The sequence below is a fragment of the Flagellimonas flava genome (assembly GCF_050617915.1).
GTDB classification, from domain to species: domain Bacteria; phylum Bacteroidota; class Bacteroidia; order Flavobacteriales; family Flavobacteriaceae; genus Flagellimonas; species Flagellimonas flava_A.
Window position 1 is genome coordinate 32,502 of sequence record NZ_JBODQE010000012.1, and the last position, 19,411, is coordinate 51,912.

The window sequence follows — 19,411 nt, forward strand, 5'->3', positions numbered from 1 at the left end:
ATTTAATCCAACACCAGGCAATCCACATTGTTGTGCTTCCAGAGATAACTGGCAGGACATCTTGGGTGTATCACTTGGGAGAAAAATTGCTTTTTTGCTTCCTCTTTGCCTGCTCCTGAAATCAGCAGGATAATCCGTTTGGACGCCAGAATATCCTCCATACCCAGCGTTATACCCCTGGTGGGCTTTTGGCTTGACCCTTTAAGCATTTGATGCTGTTGGGATTCCAACGTTAAATCAGCAATATGACAATGAGGTTTCAAGATGTCGGATGGCTCGTTAAGCCCCAAATGTCCGTTCCTCCCTAGTCCCAATACACATAGGTCAATGGGGCCTTGCTTGTCCAAAATGGCTTGTATTCGAAAACATTCTTCTTCCAAGTTCCCTGCCAACGGCTTAAATGCAAAGTACTGACTGCTTGGAATTTTCAAAGGCCTTAAAAGCTGTTCTTCCAAATACGCACGACAACTACCTTCCACACCGGACAGACCAATCCATTCATCCAAGGGAATGATGCGCAACTGCTCAAATTGCACTGGGTTTTTCTTTGCTTCCATTGAGAGCCTCTGATAAATAGGTAAAGGAGAACTTCCAGTAGCTGCGCACAAAAGAAGATTCGGTTTAATCGTGAGTTCATCCAAAAAGATGGAAGTGGCATGTTGCCCCATTTTCATGATATCAGTGAATCTATGAATTCGCATCAGCTTCCTGTGTTTGGGTTGATGCCACAAATTTTAAAGTGAGCCAACCGCAAATTGCACCGACCAACATTAATATAAAAGCACTTCCATACCTCCCTAAAACCGCATGCCCTACACTGAACAAAATGCTGTTCAAGAAAACTACTCCAATAAGAAAGCCCAACCATGAACCTTTGGAAGAACTTCTGTCCACCAAATCGGGTACCTGTTTGGCAATAGGTCCCCACCACCCTTTGGGTCGTACTTTGGTATAAAAATGCAATAATGTGGCATTATCCACCGGTTTCGTCATAAAGGTGACCAGAATACTGATGGCGGTGCACAGCACCAAGAGCACAGTTGCACGTATCAACGCTACATCTTCATGATACCAGCCATTTACCATCTCCAAAACCGAATCATTTACCCATCCCCAACGATGGATCCATTTGATCCATAAAAAACCATTGGCCAGGATCAAGGCAGAAAGCATACTGGCAATTTCAGACCACGCGTTGATGCGCCACCAGAACCAGCGCAGCATTAAAATTATGGCAATACCGGAGACAATCTCGATGATATAGATCCATGCACCGGCTATGCTATCCATCTGCCAGGCCGCCACCGAGGAAAGCGCCAACAAAAGCACAATACTGATTCGGGATACCAACAGATAATGCCTGTCGTTTCCATCGGGACGGATAAACCGTTTGTAAATATCATTGACCATATAGGAACCTCCCCAGCAGAGATGGGTATCAACTGTGCTCATAAAGGCCGCCATAAATGCTGCGACCAACAATCCCCTGAGCCCAACAGGTAGAACCTCATTAATCATCATGGGATAGGCCAATTCGGGATCCGCCAATAGTGCTTCGGATGCCTCTGAAATGGGAAGTATTACCACTGAACCGAGACCCACCACTATCCAAGGCCAAGTAAGAATTACAACCCCAGCCACTGCGAACCAAAGCGAAGCCTTAATAGCGTGTTTTTCGTTCTTTGCAGAGAACAAACGTTGCACAATGTACCCGTCTCCTTGGGCCTGCCCCAACCAAAGGATTCCAATTAAACAGACAAAGGCTATCATCTCCGTAGGTCCAATATGGGATAAATCAGGGAGCATGTCCATTACTCCTGCCGGGGCATCTGATCGTGCTGCGATTTGCTCGGCCAACTCTGTTGGACCACCTATTTGGACCAAAACCAGAATCGCCAGTATTATGGTACTAATGGTTCCAGCCGAGAAATGTAGCATGTCCAATATAACCACTCCTTTGATTCCTGAGCTCAAGGTATGTAAAAGGGCAAATGCCAATGTGATTCCCAACGCAAATTCTGCGCTCCATCCCAACATGATGTTGGAAAATTTCAGCATGGCCAACATGATCCAACCAAGGGAAATACAATTCTTGAAAATCCCAAAGAAGGCTGCTGTGAAACCTCTTAAGATGGAAGCAGACCTACCACTGTACCGGAGCTCTATCATCTCAGCATCGGTCAAAATCTCTGATCTACGCCAGTACTTGGCATAGAAAAACACCATCATCATGATTCCAGTGCCCAAATACCACCAAAGCCAATTCCCATAAATACCTTTGCTTCTAACAAGCGCTGTTACTGCCAGCGGAGCGTCCGTGGCAAACCAGGTCGCTGCAATTGAAGTTCCCAATAACCACCATGGTAAATTTCGACCCGCAACAAAAAAATCGGTGATGTTCTTGGAGTTATGTTTGACCACAAATACACCAATACCAATACTTAGCAACAAGTATCCTACAATGACGGCCCAGTCCAACAGCGCTAAACCCATCTATTTTTTTACAGTATTGATGTTGTTCATATGGTTCAATTGATTTCCGGCAAAACTTCTTTTTGCAATTCCAGCATTTCATTGCACATGTCAATCGCGTTTCGGTATGAATTAACGGTTGGTTCCAAAAGAATGGCCTGTAGCAGTTTGTCTTTGGATTTTTCCTGATAAGCCTCCACCAAAAGCTGATGGATACTGGCATGCAAGCGTATGGTTGCTGCAATCCCTTCAGGAATTGGTTCCATGGATACAAGCTTAATACCAGAGGCATCGGCATAAGCCGGAGCTTCCACCACTAATTCATCGGGCAAATTGGGAATGGCGCCCATATTGGGCATATTCACAGCTTCAAGCCACTGCTTTTTATCAGAAATTATGGATTCCATGATCAGTGTGGCGATTTCCCCTGAACTTTTAAAACTGCCATCCTCGTTTTCCAACTGTATTTCTTCAGTGGAACCAACGGGTAATAGCTTCTTGTTCCAATCCTTGGTCCATTCCCGTTCGTAATCCACACGATCCACAGTATACACGCCTTCGGGAATTTGGTTGTTTTCCCACGGATGTCCTTCGGCAGGGTCATAGAAAAATTGCAGTTGGGGAATCACAAATTCCTCTGCCCATCTAAGGTATTCCCCATAATGATTGGATGCTGGTGAGGGCCATTGGCCAAATCTGCGAAACAATATTCGTCCCAAAGCAATTTCGTGCCATTGGGCCAGCCAGTCTCCCTGGAGTTCAATTTCTTTGAGTTTTGGATACAAATCCTCTCCACTTGATTTTTGTTTGACCTCTTGAAACCATGTAAAATGGTTGATACCGCACGCTTTGGTTTGAAGGTCATCCAAGGAAACCTCAAGTAGTTGGGACAGTTGTTCCCTCCCCATAAATACACCATGGCACAAACCCACAGTTTTGATTGTGGTCAATCGGGTTACGGCCTCACATATTTTGTGTTCCGGATTGGAGAAGTTAAGCAGGGTGGCATTTGGGCAGAGTTTTTCCATACTACGGGCCAGTTCCATAATTACTTTAATGTTTCGCAATGCATGGAAGAGCGACCCCACTCCCCCATTTTCGCCATACACTTGTTTGAATCCATACTTCCGGGGTATATGAAAGTCTTGGGACCAGAATACATTTCGGTCCTTTTCCAGGGCACAGATGACAAAATGGGCATTCTTTATGGCTTCATCCCTATCTGTAGTAGCAAAAATCTTGGTGTTTCGCGAGAGCTTTTGACTAACATAGGTTCCATGTTTAACCACATGATCCAAATGTGAACGCTCAATGTCCATCAAATGAATTTCCAGGTCGTTACCCGTAAGCACATCACTCATCAGAATATCTTGGACAATGACGGGTCCGAACTGTAAACTTCCTGCACCTATATAGGCGATTTTGATCATACCAGCTGGTTTTATAGTACATCTAATTGATTACTATAATATTACGCTATTTAAATTTACCTAAAGAAAAAGAACCAGATAATTACATGGTCATTCTATGCCAAAAAACCATTGGATACTGTCCGCCCAAAACGAAAGCTTAACGTTTCTGCCTAATGTGACATCGTTACTTAACTAAGATTTTTAATAGTTGACAGGATATTTCTTATTGACAGAAACCAAAGGCAAATTTGGCTACTAGATAAAAATTAAGAAGAGTAGCTGTGGTAAACAGAAATTTAAAGGACAGGTTCCTGTGCTACAGCAGGGTTTGTCTTTACTTTCTTATCAATTTGGTGAACGAGGCCGCTCAAAAATTTGCCTGGTCCGATTTCTGTAAATTCTGTGGCACCGTCTTCAATCATGTGCAGGATACCATGTCGCCACATTACGGGAGAAGTCAGTTGATCTATGAGGTTTTTCTTTATATCCGCTACGCTGCTCACTGGGCGACCAGCAATGTTCTGGTAGACTGGACAGGTGGGCTCTTTAAACTGTGTTTTTTCAATTGCTTGGGTAAATTCATCCACTGCTGGTTCCATAAAGGGGGAATGAAATGCCCCGTTTACGGTCAGTTTTACAACTCTCTCCGCTCCATGCTTCAATTTTTGACTTGCTTCATCCAAGGCCTTCATTTCACCAGAAATCACTACCTGTTGTAATGTGTTGTAATTTGCAGGTACCACAATGCCATCTACTTGTTTACATACATTTTTTACGATGACATCATAAAGACCCACTACCACAACCATACCTGTATTCTCGAGCTTGCACAGTGATTGCATTGCAGAGGCGCGGGCACTGATAAGCTTTATGGCGGACTCAAAATCCAATGCTGAGGCTGCGGTCAAAGCGGATATCTCACCTAAGGAATGACCAGCAACCATGTCCGGTTGAAATTTATTCCCAAGGATTTTGGCCTGGATATAGGAATGCAGAAAAATTGCAGGTTGGGCATGTTTGGTTTGCTTCAAATCTTTAGCAGACCCATAAAACATAACATCGGTAATGGAATAGCCCAAAAGTTCATTGGCGTGTTCGAAGTAATCCCTCGCCAAAGCTGAACTCTCGTACAACTCTTTTCCCATACCGGGAAATTGTGTTCCTTGTCCTGGAAATAAATATGCGTGCATGGATTCAATTAGTACCTACAAGATTGAGGATACCAGTGAAAATTGGAAATATATTCGATAAATGTCTGATAAACATGTTGTAACGATTGTCAAAACAAAAGATTCCTACATTTATCGTTTTGGGAGCAGGGCGATTTAAGAGTTATAGAGCAGAATTATGCATTGATCTTGAATTGACTCCTATATTGAGAAGGGGTCTTTCCGGTTTTCCTTTTAAAAGCAGTATTAAAAGTGGACTTTGAGTTAAAGCCCACAGTATAACAAATCTCCTGAATGGTCATAGCAGATTGCAAGTCATCTTCCAAGATTTCCCTAGAAGCATCAATCCGTAGGGAATTAATAATATTCAAAAAACTATCACCGTGGTGATGACTTAGGTATCTTGAAACATGATGAGGAGAAACCCGAAGTGCCTTAGCCACTTTTTGCAGATTGATCAGGGCATCCGTGTATACCTGCGGTTGGGTAATATAGTTGGTGAATTCTTTTTCTAATTTTAGCACAACTTCAACAGGCAATCTTGAAGACTCATTACTACCTGTTCTAAATTTCTTGGTAGATAGCGTATACGTAAGAAACAGCAGTGAAACAACTATCATAATTTCGGAAAGTATAAACAGCACCCAGGCCCAAGTTTCTGAAATGATTCCAAATTGGGACCATAAAAACAGTTCCGAGAAATGCAGCGCATACGCCCCCAACCATAACATCATAATTACCCATTTGATGTTAGTGCCCATTTCCCTTCTTCTTCTGTTTGCTTGGGACAGGATTAGCACCGCATAACCTACAAAATGGAGCTGGCTTATCATCACTAGCAAAGTAGAGTCAAGAACACCAAAAAACAAGAGCAAGAGCGCCCCCAAAGCTGGCAAGAAATGCAGAAGCTGCAACTGTCCATATGGCCTCTTTTGGTCCAACACCAAAAGTGAAGGCCCAAGAACAAAATTCAAAATAAAACAATACTCATATAGCAATCCAATCAACGGATTGGCATCGTTTATCCAGATGGTAAATCGCAAAAAGCCAAAAAAATGGATAATTAAAATCAATAAAACAGGAAATGACCAAAATCTGTTCAATCCCTTTCTTTTCTGATATGCGAGAATACCCAAAACCAGACCGGAAAGGCAGATAACCACAAAGTTAAGTAGACTTTTTATCCAGAAAAGTTCAAGCATTTAACATCTAAATTTTAGTGCCTATTTGAGGTTCTAATTAAATAATTCGAACAAATATATGACGATATTCCATTAGAATTGGGACATGAAAAAATTCATAAACCTCGTCAGTTTTACTTCCAATCAGGTCAAAATAGAAACCACAAATCAACGCTATCAGCACTTGAAAAAAATCTATGCTTTCTTGGCAACCTTACTAATCTGCAATGGGAGTATCGCCCAAAACACCTCCGACCTAAAACAACAAGCCAACCAATATCTAGCGGAAATGGAACAGTTTTTATGTACTACCAGCGATTCTATCTGGACCTTTTCTGAACCCACCCTTGGGGAATACAAAACGGTCAATCTTTTGAAAGAAATTTTGGTTGACCAAGGATTTTCAATAAGAGATTCAGTAGCAGGTTTTGAAACCATGTTCATTGCCGCTTTTGGGACAAAGGGGCCAACAATTGCTTTGTTGGCAGAGGGGGATGCCGACAGTCCGTTGGTTCCTCAACAAGGATTTTGGTTACCAGACTCCCAATACGGTCAAGCTGCAGGGCACCATTTATTGGCCACTGGCAGTTTAGGTACCGTACTGACGCTGAAAGAGCTCATAAAAAATGGTGGTTTAGAAGCCCAATTGATGTATGTTTTCAGCACCGGGGAAGGTAGTTTTGGAGGAAGGGTTCCGCTGGTTAGAGCGGGATATTTTTCTGAGGTGGATTTGGCCTTTTTTTGGCACCCAGCACCAGTAACGACAGCGAGCCTTTCACAATGGGATGCGATTTTGGATGTTGAAGTTGCATATCCAAATACCCAGGAATCCCATAAAAATATCCAACAGCTATGGGCCCTCGCAGACTCCATTAAGCAGGAATACGGGAACAATCTCTTGCTCCGAACCAAAATTAAAAACACCGCATTTGACCTTGCTATTCCAAATGACAGTCTAAAAATCCACCTTAGAATTGAACATCCAAATCAGGAGCAAGCAGTGGAAATATATCATAGGATTGTTAAAAAACTAAGGTCGGATAAACCCGACTCTCCACATTTTCAGGTTTTCCGGGCCGTACATGAGTTTATCCCAAATTTGGCTGGCAACCAATTGGCCTATTCAAATATGACCAAACTTCCTACAAGAAAAATCCTGGATTCAGATTTAGAACTTGCCCAAAAAATATGGCATACCACCCAAAAGGACGATGGCAGATTTCTTACAAATGTGCTCCCCTTTAAAGAAAACAAGACCAAGAGTTTGTATGGTTATGGAAGTGATATTGGTGATGTGAGCTGGCATGTTCCCTTAATTAGTATTGTTACCAGTTGTTTTCCTACGGGTGTATCCATGAGAAATTGGGAAGGTGCCACTTTTGGACAAACACAATATGCCAAAGACGGTATGTTGCATGCTGCCAAAGCAATGGTTTTTACCAGTATAGACTACTTGACCAATAAGGAAATCCAAAAACAAATACATGGGGAATTTGAACAACGCGTTCGAAATCGAATCTATCAGGATTCTATAGGAATTAGAACTAATGAGTTTTCGTATAAACGAAGAAGTTATTGAATCGTCTGTTGTGAGCTTCAAGGCAAACCTGAATATCCGGTTACCAATTAAACCAATGAGTGAATTTTAGCGTGAGTGACCAACTCTTTCCGATTAGGGGATCCAACAATTGGGTATTGGTATACACCAAGAATAGGTCTGAAGCCGGTTTATATCGCCATTGAAACCGTGAATTCAAATTAAAATTCCTCGATTGTTCATTGTACTGGAACAAGGTCGCAAAGAACAAGGTATTGGTAAAAGTGACATCCACCTCTGAGCCGATCAACCAAAATTCGGTGTCGTTCCAAGGAGCTGGTAAGCTGATATGGTTATAGCTTAGGTTCGCATTGAGGCTCACATGGGGTTGAAAACGATATCCCAATTCTCCATTGAGGTTGATGCGCCTTCCATCTAGATAATAACCTCCAAAATAACCTCCAGCAGTGTAAGTGAACATACTTTGGGGCTTGGAAGCGTAGTCAAACCGAAGGGCATTCCAACTATGCCTTGTACCCGTTGCCAAGGAATCCTTGCCTGAACGTGTGGGATCAAACGGAGCCAAAAGCTCTACATATTCATTTACAAATCCAAGCTCGAAACTACTACGGTTTCGGAAACTTAGTAAGTATTCCAGTTCGGTAAAGTTATCTGTACGCTCCCATTTTTGATTTAGGAAATAACTACTATTGATTTTTGGACCATGGCTTACCAGTCTTCCCTCGTCATTTTTTGGAAAAAAGGTATGACCTAAAAACGCATTTATATTGATAAAGTCTTTTCGAGGAACGAATCCAACTTCTGCGGTATAGTTTTCTCCAACCGATTGTTCCTGTACACCCCAGTTCCAGATCCGGCTCTTATATTCCAAATGCGCTGCCTGGGTAATCCCATTTCCATTCACACGGCCGGGAGCAAAAGATTTCAGCATGAACGCCTTTCCTGTCCATAGGTTATTGGAAGAGGCCAAATTATATTCCACTCCCAAATTCCGATTGAACTTAGGGAACAAGTTTCGCAATGAATCTGCTTCATGTGGATATCGAAGTGATTCCTTGTCCACAAAAAGAAACCCAAGGCTAGATCGGCTGAACATTTTGCGTTGTAAAGAGACCACGGCAAAATTCTGGCTGGGCCTTCCCTCTTCGTCCACCTTTGCGGTCTGCATATCCATGACGCCCAAGCGCCATTTTTCGTTTAAGTTTCCGCTCAATCTGGCTCCTGCCCTAATGGGAACTCCCAATCCAATACGCCTTGAGAAAAACGGACGAATTGTTGGATAACCAAAGTTGCCGAACAAGTCTGCGTTTTCCAGGAAAAATTGGCGACGTTCAGGAAAAAACAACTCGAAACGGTCCAAATTGGTGACTTGACGGTCCACCTCCACCTGGGAAAAATCAGGATTTATGGTCAAATCTAGATTAAGCGAAGAACTTAGGCTGAATTTTATGTCGCCCCCTACCCTTTTTTCAAAGTCGTCTGCTTCATCAAAATCTTGCACTACTTCCCCCAACACATACGGAATCACCGAAATATTGGTTTTGGGAGCTGGAGGTGGCGCGTCCCATACCAACACACCGGTATAGGCCAGGGAAGCTGTAGGGAATTGTCTCGGTATAGGTGTCCAGCTGGATTTTTCACTGGATTTTAAATCCAACCTACTGAAATTGATGCCCCATTCGGTAACGCCATCTTCATACCGAATGGATTTAAACGGAATGGCTATTTCCACCACCCATTTGTCCGGATCCTGTTTTACCTTGGAAATCCATTTTGTATCCCAATTCAAGTCCACACTGCCTCCGCCAAACATGGTACCGTCCCACTGCGCCCCTGCGGCATTGGAACCAAAGGAAAAACCAGTGGTTTGATTGTTAAACGGATCCATGAACAGCAAAAAATTATCGTTTTTTCCGAAGGAAAAATCCCTTCTAAGCGATTCCACAAAATACTTGCCGTGAACACTGTTAAAAAATGTAGCCGCGAGATAAATGTTCTTTTCGTCATAAGTCATCCGAATCTCCGAAAGTTCATTGGCCTTTCCAGTATCCATGGGCAATACCATAAAGAAGTCGTCCGCTACATCTGTCTCTAGCCAGGCTTGCTCATCCACCACACCATCAATAACAATGGGCTGTGTTGTTTTACGGATATGGTATCGGAAATCAGCGTTCTTTTTTTGGGCATGAACCTGAAAAACAAAGAACATGGCAAAAAAAGGGAGGCCTAAATCCCTTAGAAATAAATAAATGCTTTTGGAACCCATGGTTGATAAGGCATGAAATTAGGGCTTTCAGAGGGGAATTCCCCGAAATTTTATCTGAATGACAGTATTGGGAACCTAAAGGACACGAGCACTACCTTTTTCCAAAAAGTGCGCCAAGGAATGAATTCTAGTTTTTTCAAATTGTAAAACTTCCCAGAAACCTATTGACGCTCCTACTTTGTTTTTCGTGCCTCTTATCAGATTGATTTAAGGGCGCAAACAGTGCTCATGGTTAGTCGTCCCGTAGTGCTTTGACGGGATTCATGGTTGCCGCCTGAAAGCTTTTCCATCCAATGGTTCCAAGTGCTATCAACAATGTAACGCATGCCGCCAAGACAAAAAGCCACCATGGTATTGCTATCCGATAAGCAAAGCCTTCCAACCATTTACCCATTAGATAATATCCTAGTGGGAAGGCTATCAAAAATGAGATAAAAACCAACTTGGAAAAGTCTTTAGAGAGCATCATAACAATTTCGATTACAGATGAACCCAATACCTTTCGTATTCCAATTTCTTTAAACCGCTGTTCCGCGGTAAAGGTAACGAGGCCCAATAAACCTAAACAGGCAACCAAAATGGTCAAAAGAGCAAAGACATTTAGTACAGTTCCCATTTTTTGTTCCCTAACATAGGTCTGCCGATAGGAATCATCCAACAAAGTGTATCCGAACGGCTCACTGCTACCAAAGTTATTCCACAGGGTATTGGCATCTGCTATAAGGCCTGACATGTCGGAAGTTTTTGCTTTGATGATCAACCCACCATAAGGCGCGTACATCAGAAATAATGGATCTATGGGTTGGTGCAAGGACTTAAAGTGAAAATCCTTGACCACTCCAATCACGGTTCTAGTGTTGTTATTTCCTTCCGTTATGGTTTTACCCAATGGGTTTTCGCCAAGACCCAGAATCTTTGCGGCGGTCTCATTAATAATCAGGTTTGTGGAATCAGCTCCAAATTCCTTGGAAAAATTTCTTCCGGCCACCAACTCCATGCCCATTGTAGGGATGTAGTTCTCATCTATGTTGTACACAGGCATTCTCCTAACGAATTGACCGTCATTTGAAATCAAAGTCTGACTATCATCTGAATCCCCGGCTGGTGCAAAGGCAGATTGGGTAATGGATGCTACCATGGGATTTTTCAGCATTTCATTTTTGAAAGCTGTTTGATGATTGCCTAAGAGATAGGCTTCCCTAATAACAAGTAATTGATCTCTGTCATAACCAATATCTTTATTCTGAATATACTGCATTTGCTGGTTGACCACTAGGGTTGCCAAAATCAATCCAGCAGAAATGATAAATTGAAATACAACCAGACCACTTCGTACGCCCCTGTTATAGCTACTTCCCAAGAACTTGCTCTTTAGAGCTGCAATAGGTTTAAAGGACGACAAAAAGAAAGCTGGATAGCTCCCTGCCAACAAGCTGACAAAAAGCGTTAAGAGCAAAAGAGACACCAAAATCATAGGTCGCCCAAGGAAGGAAAGCTCCAGTTCCTTCCCGGAAAGTTCATTGTAATAAGGTAGTGACAGAAAGACTAAAATAGCAGCCAGAAACATTGCAAACAATGTGGCAATGAATGATTCGGCCAAAAATTGATAGAGCAATTGATTTTTGTTGGAGCCCAAAACTTTTCGAATACCCACCTCTTTGGCCCTTTTTGCGGCGGTAGCTGTTGACAAGTTCATGAAATTAATACAGGCGATTAGTAGCATAAACAGGGCTATAGCACTAAAGATGTAGACGTACTTTATGTCGCCCCCCTGCTCCAGTTGATCATTGATGGCATTGTCTGCATATAAATGGATATCCAACAACGGGAACAATTTAAACCCTAATCGGTTTTCCTTAATGAATTCCTCATAAGGCATGCCCAACACCTCTTGCATATTGGGGCCCATGTATTTTTCCAAAATGTAGGGCAGTTTACTCTCCAGGTTTTTATGGTCTGTTCCTTCTCTTAAGAGCAGGTAGGTAAAGAAACTTCCCTCAAACCAAGAGTCACTTTTGGCCTCTGGAAGCCCTTCCATGGAGGCAAAAATGTCAAAATGAAAATGTGAGTTTCTCGGTACCGCTTGGATAACACCAGTAACTCTAAAGGGTTGCTCATTCCCATCTACATAGAATGATTTACCAATGGCGTTGGAAGCTCCAAAGAGCTTTAGGGCTTCTTCCTTGGTGATAACTGCCGTATAGGGTTCATTAAGAGGAGTTCTGTTGTCCCCTTCAATAATCGGAAGTGTGAATACATCGAAGAAGTTGGCATCGACAAATGCGAATTTATTCTCCCGGAACACTTGATTGTCCACTAAGATCTTTGGGGCATGGCCATTTCTGATACGTGTGGCATCCACCACTTCAGGAAATTCCTGTTTCAAGGTCTTTCCAACAGGTGCCATTATAGAACCTTCCTTAATCTCTTCCCCACTCACCTTTGCCCTAAAGGCAACAGTTACAATTTCATCGGCCTTTTCATTGTAACGGTCATAACTAAGCTCATCAACAACAAAAAGTAGGATAACCAAACAAGAGGCAATTCCCAATGCCAGGCCAACAATATTGATGGAAAATATCCACTTGTGTTTTATGCTATTTCTCCAGGCGATTTTTAGATAGTTCTTGATCATGATATTCGTTTTTTGAAGTGTGGGACCTATTGATTAGGAGGTCTCGAAAAATTCCATAGGAATTTTGCAATTGCCACAGCTATATGTGTGCCAAATTATTAATCATTTGATTGTTAGTTAATTATAATGATATTGGCAAAAAAATACAGCCAAAACTGTAAAAAATATTTACAGGAGGTGTCCATTATTTATACGCATAGCGATTAAGAAATTCCAATATCCCCACATGCTAAGAAGTGTACGAACCCTAAATCCATATATCTGAAAAAGATCACATGTGGATGTCTACCGATTCAGCCAAGTTTTAAAGTCATTGGTTTTGGGTCTGCTTACCACAAACTCTTGATCCCTGGCATTGGTTATTCCCAATTTCAATCGGTGGTTAAAATACCGTTCAATTTTTAGAATGGAGGGCTTTGCCACAATTTGACTTCTATTGATTCGAAAGAACTGATTGGCATCCAAGGTTGGATATAATTGATCCAAGGTTTCATCAATTATTACCCTTTTGTGGGCGGTCACCCCGAAGGTTATACTATCCTCGGAATAGGCGTACAACAAATCAGAAATGCGAAGTTGCGAAAAACCATCGCCTTCTTTTACCAAAATGCCCTCACGCTGGCTGCCTTTGCGCATGTCGGCCAAAAAGTTTTGAAGTGTTTCATGGCTTATGGTAAGCTCTTGGGTAGAGCGCTTAAACTTATCCAAGGCCTGTTCCAAGTCTACTTGCTGTATGGGCTTTAACAAATAATCCACACTGTTCACCTTAAATGCGCGAATGGCATACTGATCAAAAGCCGTGGTGAATATGATAGGGCAAGGCACTTGTACTTTTTGGAAAATTTCAAAGCTTAGTCCATCTGCAAGCTGAATATCCATAAACACTAAGTCAGGCGCCTTGTTATTTTGAAACCAGTCCACGCTTTCTTCCACCGTGTCCATGATTCCCAATAGGTCATAATCAAACGCTAACGTTTGCAACAAGTTCTGTAGTTGGTTGGCCGCCCGGGCCTCATCTTCAATAATCAGTATTTGCATGCGAATGTTTTTGATCATCATTCTTTAACAAAGGCAACTTTACCTCAAAAAGGTTATTTGCTTTGGATATTGCCACCTGTTGTTCCGATATAAGTGCGTAGCGCCGCTCAATGTTTTTCAACCCCAATTTGGTAGTTGGCAATTGGGTGGACTTGGGTTGTATTTTGTTGACGACCTTCAAATTTCCATTAGCAACAGTAACATGGATGCATAAAGGCTTGGCTTTGGAAACAATGTTGTGCTTTACAGCATTTTCCAATAATAATTGTAAACTCATGGGAATTATCAATAGCTTTTTCGCTTCTTCTGAAATATTCCAATCCACTTGGAGGTTTTCTCCAAAGCGCTCTTTTTGTATGTGGATATAAGCTTCCGCGAACTTTATTTCATCCTTTAAGGGGATAAGGTTTGCATTTCCAGAGTCCAATATAAACCGATATATTTCAGACAAGCGATTTACAAATTCCTTCGCTTCTTCCCTCGTGTTTTGATCAATGATATCGCGAAGCGTGTTAAGGGTGTTGAAAAAGAAGTGTGGCTGAGCCTGATTCCGCAATGCGTCCAATTGTGCCTGCACAATGGCCTGTTTGGCCTGCTCCTCTTCTCGGATGGACTTCTTTAACCAAACATAATAATATATGGCCTCGTAAATGGCCATGGTCATGGTACTGATCAAAATAACTGGGACCACAATTCTTGCCCTGGTGGGATGATTATAGCTATCGTTGAAGATGGTACCCAATATGGTACTTCCCGCATAGTCCACTGTAATCACTGTAACCACAATAGAAAGGAAAAACATGGGGATTCGTTTTTTGTTATCCTTTAGACTTGGGTACCTTTTACGCAAAGCAATGAGAATTGTACGAATGATCAACCAATTGATTGTTGCAAACAGGAGGGAAATACTCCAATTGATGGTGGCTTCAACAAACGGCCACCTACTAAAGGAGCCGCCGGAAAATAGAAAATCCGTTATAAAGCTTAGGAGCACAATACCTCCCAGCATGAACCATAGGTCGTTAAAGGCCAAATATTTTATCCGATTTGCTTTGTTTAAAAGCCCCATAGAATCATTGGTTTAAAGCCCTACCAAGGGTAGGCCCTGTTTGGCCTGATAAAAGGTGTATGCAATCCAAGAGGCATAACATAGTCCAAAAAGGATCACCACTAGATTTTTGGCCATTTTGGATGCATTCCATTTTCTGGTAACCACTACTGCGAATAAAGGAATTATTTGAATGCCGTGCAATCCGAAAAAGTGTGCTACACGCAAATCACCCGCTATGGTGCTCCAGTTGAGCAAGGGTAATCCCTCACCCCCATCTGCCACTCCTACATTGTGTGCCATTTGTCCAATCATCTGGCCACCAACCCAGCTACCGAACAACACTACCATCCAGCCCAACAAGATGCCCCATTGCACTGGTCTGGGCACTTGCATTTTTAATCGGATGGTTTCCACAATATAAAAGACCATGGTGAACACCACTATGCTTATCAGCAAGCCCATTATTGCAAAAAGTATCCCATCCAATAAATTGGATTGGTTGTAATGTGATTGCACCCCACGGGAAGCTTGCATGACCACGATGATAATCTCCAACAATAAAGGCCAAGAAACCAGATTGTTTATAATGTTTCGCTTTCTTCTGGAAAATGGATATAAGGTGGCCAAATAACCAGAGGTGAGCAGATAAATTCCTCCAGAAATGGAGAATTTGAGAGGTTTGATCCACACATTGATTCCGACCAACATTCGGTCATCAATAAAAAAACCAATAATACAAACGGCTGCAAGGATAAAGTGGAACATCCCTATTGCGTACAAGATGGGACTGTGCTGTTTTATAGTACCGAGTACTTCTTTTACGCTTTTCATGACCTTTCAAGTTTTATGGTTCGGAGTAACATGAAGAGCAAAAAGCCCACGGGTCCAAGCATAAAGGTGGCAAAAAGGCAAGGTGCCATCAATAGCTGATGAATTCCCAAATTTTGGTTTTGGTTCAGCATCCACATCCCTATTAAAAGGTCAAAAGCCAAGTAATGCACCCAACCTGCCAATACTGCTTCTTCCTTAGTAAATAAAGACATCACAGAGGATAAACTTCCAAAGTCAAGACTACCACCCGATTGTAGGTGCAAGATGATGTAACACGCATATATTAAGGACAGTAGGATTGGAATTACCCGACAGTCCATCAAAAAGCGGGTCACCTTCCATTTGGGAAGAAAGATCATTAAAAGCCACATGGGCATTGCCATCATACCGGCAATCGAAAAAACTTCTGTTGTTGACATTGATGATTGGTTTTAGAGTTTTACACCCTCCAAAAATCAATGATCACCTAGGTTTGCCGAAGGTCTTTATGTTGTACCATCGCAATGGATGGTTGAATTGTCACCAACCAAAGTTTGAGGATATTTTCAATAAAAAATGGGAAGCCTGTTTCAACAAGCTTCCCATCCTTTATGTTTGGGTGTTATGGTTCGGTTCCTAAAAAACCTGGTCCAATAATTCTTGTAAACTGGCCCAAGATTTTTGATCAGCCTCGGCATTATACTCCAAGGGCAACTGGAACTTTTCGCCGTTGGCATCCGCTTCTTTGGAAGTAAAACTATGTTTTACTCCAGGGTAAGAAATGTATTGGTACTTGGCTCCAATGGAATCCATGGCCGAGGTAAAGGCGGTAATGGATTCAGCGCTGATAAACGGGTCATCGGCTCCGTTGCACACCAGTACCTGCGCTTTGAGGTCCTTGCCGGGCATTACAGGTAGGGAGACCCCACTATGGAAAGCAGCTACGGCATCAAGGTCGGCTCCACTGTTGGCCATGGTCAAGGCCACACTTCCTCCAAAGCAATACCCAATGGCAGCGAGTTTTTCTGTATCCACGGATTCATGTTGTTTTAACAATTCTACAGCGGCGTTAAATCGAGCTTTGGCTTCGGGTAAATTGCTCATAACGCTCATCGCAAACTTTCCGGCATCATCTGGATGGTCAGCTTGCTTCCCATCCCCATACATATCCACCGCCAAGGCCGTGTATCCAAGCTGGGCCAACATGTCGGCCCGTTCCCGAACATAATTGTTGTGACCCCACCATTCGTGTACAATTAGTATTCCAGGGCGTTTGTCCTTATTATTCTCGTCAAATGCAATATACCCTTTCAGGTTGGTGGAATCTGAAGCATAGGCAACTTCAGCTCCCTTTACTTTTACCTCTAAGGGTGTTGGCTCCGGAGTGCTTTCGGTTTTGGCTTTTTGCTTGCATGAAAAGCTGAGCAACAAGGCAACAAATAGAACGGAAGTGGATAGTGATTTCATTGCGAATTGTTTTTGATCCTATAAATGTAGTGATTGCCTTTTTTGGGGGCAAATCAACCCTAATTGCAATGCAATTTGCGTTAGCTATATGAATTGCTTCAAATAAGTTGATGATGGCATCTTTTTCGTTGGATTGGCCAAATCTTGAATCTTTCCCCGTAATTGTTTTGTGAACCGCCCTTAGGCAATAATTAAAGGCATTTTACCTAATAAATGTCAGTAAAATCTTCATAGTTTACTATTTTAGGCTGCCAAAAACAAAATCAACCCATACCAAATACCTTATGCGAAACATCCTCATCCTACCCTTGCTATTGCTTTCCTTCTATCTTGGCAATAGCCAAGTTTCCATTACCCCAGAACCCAGTTGGATTGTCAAGGAAAAACACGACCCCAATGCACAAGCCCCTGAAAATGGAGTGAGTGGAGGTACCCATGTTTTGTTGTACACGGAACAGATACATATGGACCGAGAGGAAGTCTATATTAAAAGTGTTTCCAAGGCAGTTGAATACAGTGGCATCCAAAATATTTCGAGCGTGGTGGCGGATTATGACCCCACCTATCAAAAACTGCGTTTTCACCGAATTGATGTGATTCGTAACGGAGAGGTGATCAATAGATTGAGGCAGCAGGACATTCAAACCGCTAGAAGAGAAACCAATGCCGAGAACTATATCTATGACGGAACCATATCGGCCTTTGTCAATATTCCGGATGTCCGTAACGGAGATATTGTCCTTTACAGTTATAGCAAAAAAGGCTTCAACCCGATTCAAAAAGGTAAGTTCTCCACCAGCTTTGTACTGAATTCCACTCAACCCATAGACAAGATTTCGGCCCATGCCTTTAGCAAGGACCCGTTGCACTATCAGTTAATCAATACGGATTTGGAGGCTGTTCATAAAGTAAAGGCAGGTGTCAACCATTATGCATGGGTCCAAGAGGATGTACCGGCTATTCTTTTGGAAGAACAAACTCCCACATGGTACGTTCAAAATGCCTCTGTTTTGGTTACCGAATACGACTCCTGGTCTGATGTAATTGCGTGGGGAAGGGACATTTTCACTTTTGAGGAACCTTTGAGCCAAGAGCTTCAGGATGTTATTTCCGAAATAAGAAACACCAATAAAAAAGAGGGAGATAGAATCCGAGCGGCTTTGGCATTTGTGCAGAATGAGGTGAGATATCTGGCCATTCACTCCGGTATTGGTGGCTATAAACCCAATCCACCCAATAAGGTCATGGCACAACGGTTTGGGGACTGTAAGGATAAAAGTGTGCTGTTCTCCGCCATGTTGAACAATATGGGCATTGAGGCCTATCCCACTTTGGTGAACACTTCCTTAAGGAAGATACTCCCCACTTTGCCACCCTCTTCCAAAGTTTTTGATCACTGTATTGTAAAAGTGGTGGATCAAAATGGTTCCACATTATGGTATGATCCCACCCTAACGGACCAAGCTGGTGCTTTTGACAATGTATACATGCCCGACTACCGCTATGGCTTGGTCTTGGACCAAAACATGACAGCCATGGATACCATTTCAGACTTTAGGAACAACCTGGTGGAAACCTTTAGTACGTTTAAGTTGGATGAAATGGGTAAAGGGGCAGAGCTAGAGGTTCGTACACATTATTATGATGGCGAAGCGGATTTTATGAGAGCCATTTTCAGAAACAACAGCAATGATGTTATTGCAAAAGAACTAATGGCATTCTATACGGAAACATACGGCAGTACTTCTTCCTTGGCCGCGCCAACTATTATTGACGATGCTGCGAAAAATGAGTTTGCCTTGTTGGAACGCTATAAATTGGATTCCATTTGGAGGCCCTCGTTGGAAAATACCAACCATATCAACCTTTCCATCTACCCTACCAACCTGACCTCCGTGCTCACCATGCCATCCCAATTGGAACGAACAACCCCGTTTGCCCTTTCGTACCCTATGGTGCGGAAGCAACATGTGAAAATTATGTTGCCAGAGTATATCAGGGCACAGGCAGAATCTGTGACCATAAACTCAGATTACTTTTACTATGATTTTAGTTCCAATTATGATGCATCAGAGAATATTCTGACCTTGGATTACTATTACAAAAACCAGGATGATCATGTACCCGCTTCAGGGTTTGATGCCTTTTATAAGGACATGGTGCAACTGGATCAACAAATAGGTTACTTTATTATCTCCAATAAAAACGGTGGATCTTCTGTCGATTCCATCGCCTATAATTTGGGTACGGTTATCGGATATGCCATGGCAGCCTTGATTCCTATTGCGTTGATTGTGTTGGTTATAGTTCTTGTGATAAACCGTAAGAAGAAAAAACAAGCTTAAACGTCTT

Annotated in this window: 14 protein-coding genes; 2 read left to right on the forward strand and 12 right to left on the reverse strand. The window is 42.4% G+C overall.

What is annotated here, in order from left to right; genetic code table 11:
* Positions 1-2: 2 nt before the first annotated feature.
* From ACRHOZ_RS19270 to ACRHOZ_RS19290, 5 genes are all read right to left on the reverse strand, one after another.
* A complete protein-coding gene (locus ACRHOZ_RS19270) occupies positions 3-701 on the reverse strand; it encodes a galactosamine-6-phosphate isomerase (RefSeq protein ID WP_431129323.1) in 699 nt (232 codons plus the stop codon).
* On the reverse strand, positions 688-2,493 hold the full coding sequence (locus tag ACRHOZ_RS19275) for a sodium:solute symporter family protein (RefSeq protein WP_431129326.1): 1,806 nt from the start codon (positions 2,491-2,493) through the stop codon (positions 688-690). Before ACRHOZ_RS19275 ends, ACRHOZ_RS19270 begins: the two co-directional genes overlap by 14 nt.
* Positions 2,494-2,528: 35 nt before the next feature.
* On the reverse strand, positions 2,529-3,902 hold the full coding sequence (locus ACRHOZ_RS19280; protein ID WP_431129330.1) for a hypothetical protein: 1,374 nt from the start codon (positions 3,900-3,902) through the stop codon (positions 2,529-2,531).
* Between the two features lie 278 nt (positions 3,903-4,180).
* Positions 4,181-5,074: an ACP S-malonyltransferase gene (gene fabD, locus ACRHOZ_RS19285; RefSeq protein ID WP_431129333.1), complete on the reverse strand. Its 894-nt coding sequence runs from the start codon at positions 5,072-5,074 to the stop codon at positions 4,181-4,183.
* 155 nt (positions 5,075-5,229) lie between these two features.
* The gene (locus ACRHOZ_RS19290; RefSeq protein WP_431129336.1) at positions 5,230-6,255 is read right to left on the reverse strand and encodes a helix-turn-helix domain-containing protein; all 1,026 of its coding nucleotides are present in this window, start codon (positions 6,253-6,255) and stop codon (positions 5,230-5,232) included.
* Between the two features lie 85 nt (positions 6,256-6,340).
* On the opposite strand from ACRHOZ_RS19290, the gene ACRHOZ_RS19295 reads away from it, so the two are divergent.
* On the forward strand, positions 6,341-7,813 hold the full coding sequence (locus ACRHOZ_RS19295; protein ID WP_431129339.1) for a hypothetical protein: 1,473 nt from the start codon (positions 6,341-6,343) through the stop codon (positions 7,811-7,813).
* A 40-nt stretch (positions 7,814-7,853) separates the two neighbouring features.
* Here ACRHOZ_RS19295 and ACRHOZ_RS19300 read toward each other — a convergent pair whose 3' ends face one another.
* From ACRHOZ_RS19300 to ACRHOZ_RS19330, 7 genes are all read right to left on the reverse strand, one after another.
* Complete coding sequence (locus ACRHOZ_RS19300; RefSeq protein ID WP_431129342.1) at positions 7,854-10,058, reverse strand: DUF5916 domain-containing protein; 2,205 nt, start codon at positions 10,056-10,058, stop codon at positions 7,854-7,856.
* A 232-nt stretch (positions 10,059-10,290) separates the two neighbouring features.
* Complete coding sequence (locus tag ACRHOZ_RS19305) at positions 10,291-12,693, reverse strand: ABC transporter permease (RefSeq protein WP_431129345.1); 2,403 nt, start codon at positions 12,691-12,693, stop codon at positions 10,291-10,293.
* Between the two features lie 285 nt (positions 12,694-12,978).
* Positions 12,979-13,731, reverse strand: a complete 753-nt coding sequence (locus ACRHOZ_RS19310; RefSeq protein ID WP_431129348.1) for a LytR/AlgR family response regulator transcription factor — start codon at positions 13,729-13,731, stop codon at positions 12,979-12,981.
* Entirely contained in the window at positions 13,712-14,800 is a 1,089-nt protein-coding gene (locus ACRHOZ_RS19315) for a sensor histidine kinase (RefSeq protein WP_431129351.1), read from the reverse strand. The genes ACRHOZ_RS19310 and ACRHOZ_RS19315 overlap by 20 nt, the downstream gene beginning before the upstream one ends.
* 12 nt (positions 14,801-14,812) lie before the next feature.
* Entirely contained in the window at positions 14,813-15,613 is an 801-nt protein-coding gene (locus tag ACRHOZ_RS19320; protein WP_431129354.1) for a hypothetical protein, read from the reverse strand.
* Positions 15,610-16,032 carry an ABA4-like family protein gene (locus ACRHOZ_RS19325; protein WP_431129357.1) on the reverse strand — a complete coding sequence of 141 codons (423 nt, stop codon included), beginning with the start codon at positions 16,030-16,032 and terminating at the stop codon, positions 15,610-15,612. The genes ACRHOZ_RS19320 and ACRHOZ_RS19325 overlap by 4 nt, the downstream gene beginning before the upstream one ends.
* A gap of 196 nt (positions 16,033-16,228) precedes the next feature.
* Positions 16,229-17,059 (reverse strand): dienelactone hydrolase family protein, encoded by an 831-nt coding sequence (locus tag ACRHOZ_RS19330; RefSeq protein WP_431129359.1) that lies wholly within the window; start codon positions 17,057-17,059, stop codon positions 16,229-16,231.
* A gap of 284 nt (positions 17,060-17,343) precedes the next feature.
* Between ACRHOZ_RS19330 and ACRHOZ_RS19335 the strand changes: the two genes are divergently transcribed.
* Complete coding sequence (locus ACRHOZ_RS19335; protein WP_431129362.1) at positions 17,344-19,404, forward strand: DUF3857 domain-containing transglutaminase family protein; 2,061 nt, start codon at positions 17,344-17,346, stop codon at positions 19,402-19,404.
* Positions 19,405-19,411 lie beyond the last annotated feature (7 nt).

What these genes read in the sequence shown, in the direction of transcription:
- ACRHOZ_RS19275 (WP_431129326.1), bottom strand. Translation starts at nt 2,493, where the DNA reads ATGGGTTTAGCGCTGTTGGACTGGGCCGTCATTGTAGGATACTTGTTG.
- ACRHOZ_RS19280 (WP_431129330.1), bottom strand. Translation starts at nt 3,902, where the DNA reads ATGATCAAAATCGCCTATATAGGTGCAGGAAGTTTACAGTTCGGACCC.
- ACRHOZ_RS19290 (WP_431129336.1), bottom strand. Translation starts at nt 6,255, where the DNA reads ATGCTTGAACTTTTCTGGATAAAAAGTCTACTTAACTTTGTGGTTATC.
- ACRHOZ_RS19310 (WP_431129348.1), bottom strand. Translation starts at nt 13,731, where the DNA reads ATGCAAATACTGATTATTGAAGATGAGGCCCGGGCGGCCAACCAACTA.
- ACRHOZ_RS19325 (WP_431129357.1), bottom strand. Translation starts at nt 16,032, where the DNA reads ATGTCAACAACAGAAGTTTTTTCGATTGCCGGTATGATGGCAATGCCC.
- ACRHOZ_RS19295 (WP_431129339.1), top strand. Translation starts at nt 6,341, where the DNA reads ATGAAAAAATTCATAAACCTCGTCAGTTTTACTTCCAATCAGGTCAAA.
- ACRHOZ_RS19305 (WP_431129345.1), bottom strand. Translation starts at nt 12,693, where the DNA reads ATGATCAAGAACTATCTAAAAATCGCCTGGAGAAATAGCATAAAACAC.
- ACRHOZ_RS19330 (WP_431129359.1), bottom strand. Translation starts at nt 17,059, where the DNA reads ATGAAATCACTATCCACTTCCGTTCTATTTGTTGCCTTGTTGCTCAGC.
- ACRHOZ_RS19335 (WP_431129362.1), top strand. Translation starts at nt 17,344, where the DNA reads ATGCGAAACATCCTCATCCTACCCTTGCTATTGCTTTCCTTCTATCTT.
- fabD (WP_431129333.1), bottom strand. Translation starts at nt 5,074, where the DNA reads ATGCACGCATATTTATTTCCAGGACAAGGAACACAATTTCCCGGTATG.
- ACRHOZ_RS19320 (WP_431129354.1), bottom strand. Translation starts at nt 15,613, where the DNA reads ATGAAAAGCGTAAAAGAAGTACTCGGTACTATAAAACAGCACAGTCCC.
- ACRHOZ_RS19300 (WP_431129342.1), bottom strand. Translation starts at nt 10,058, where the DNA reads ATGGGTTCCAAAAGCATTTATTTATTTCTAAGGGATTTAGGCCTCCCT.
- ACRHOZ_RS19270 (WP_431129323.1), bottom strand. Translation starts at nt 701, where the DNA reads ATGCGAATTCATAGATTCACTGATATCATGAAAATGGGGCAACATGCC.
- ACRHOZ_RS19315 (WP_431129351.1), bottom strand. Translation starts at nt 14,800, where the DNA reads ATGGGGCTTTTAAACAAAGCAAATCGGATAAAATATTTGGCCTTTAAC.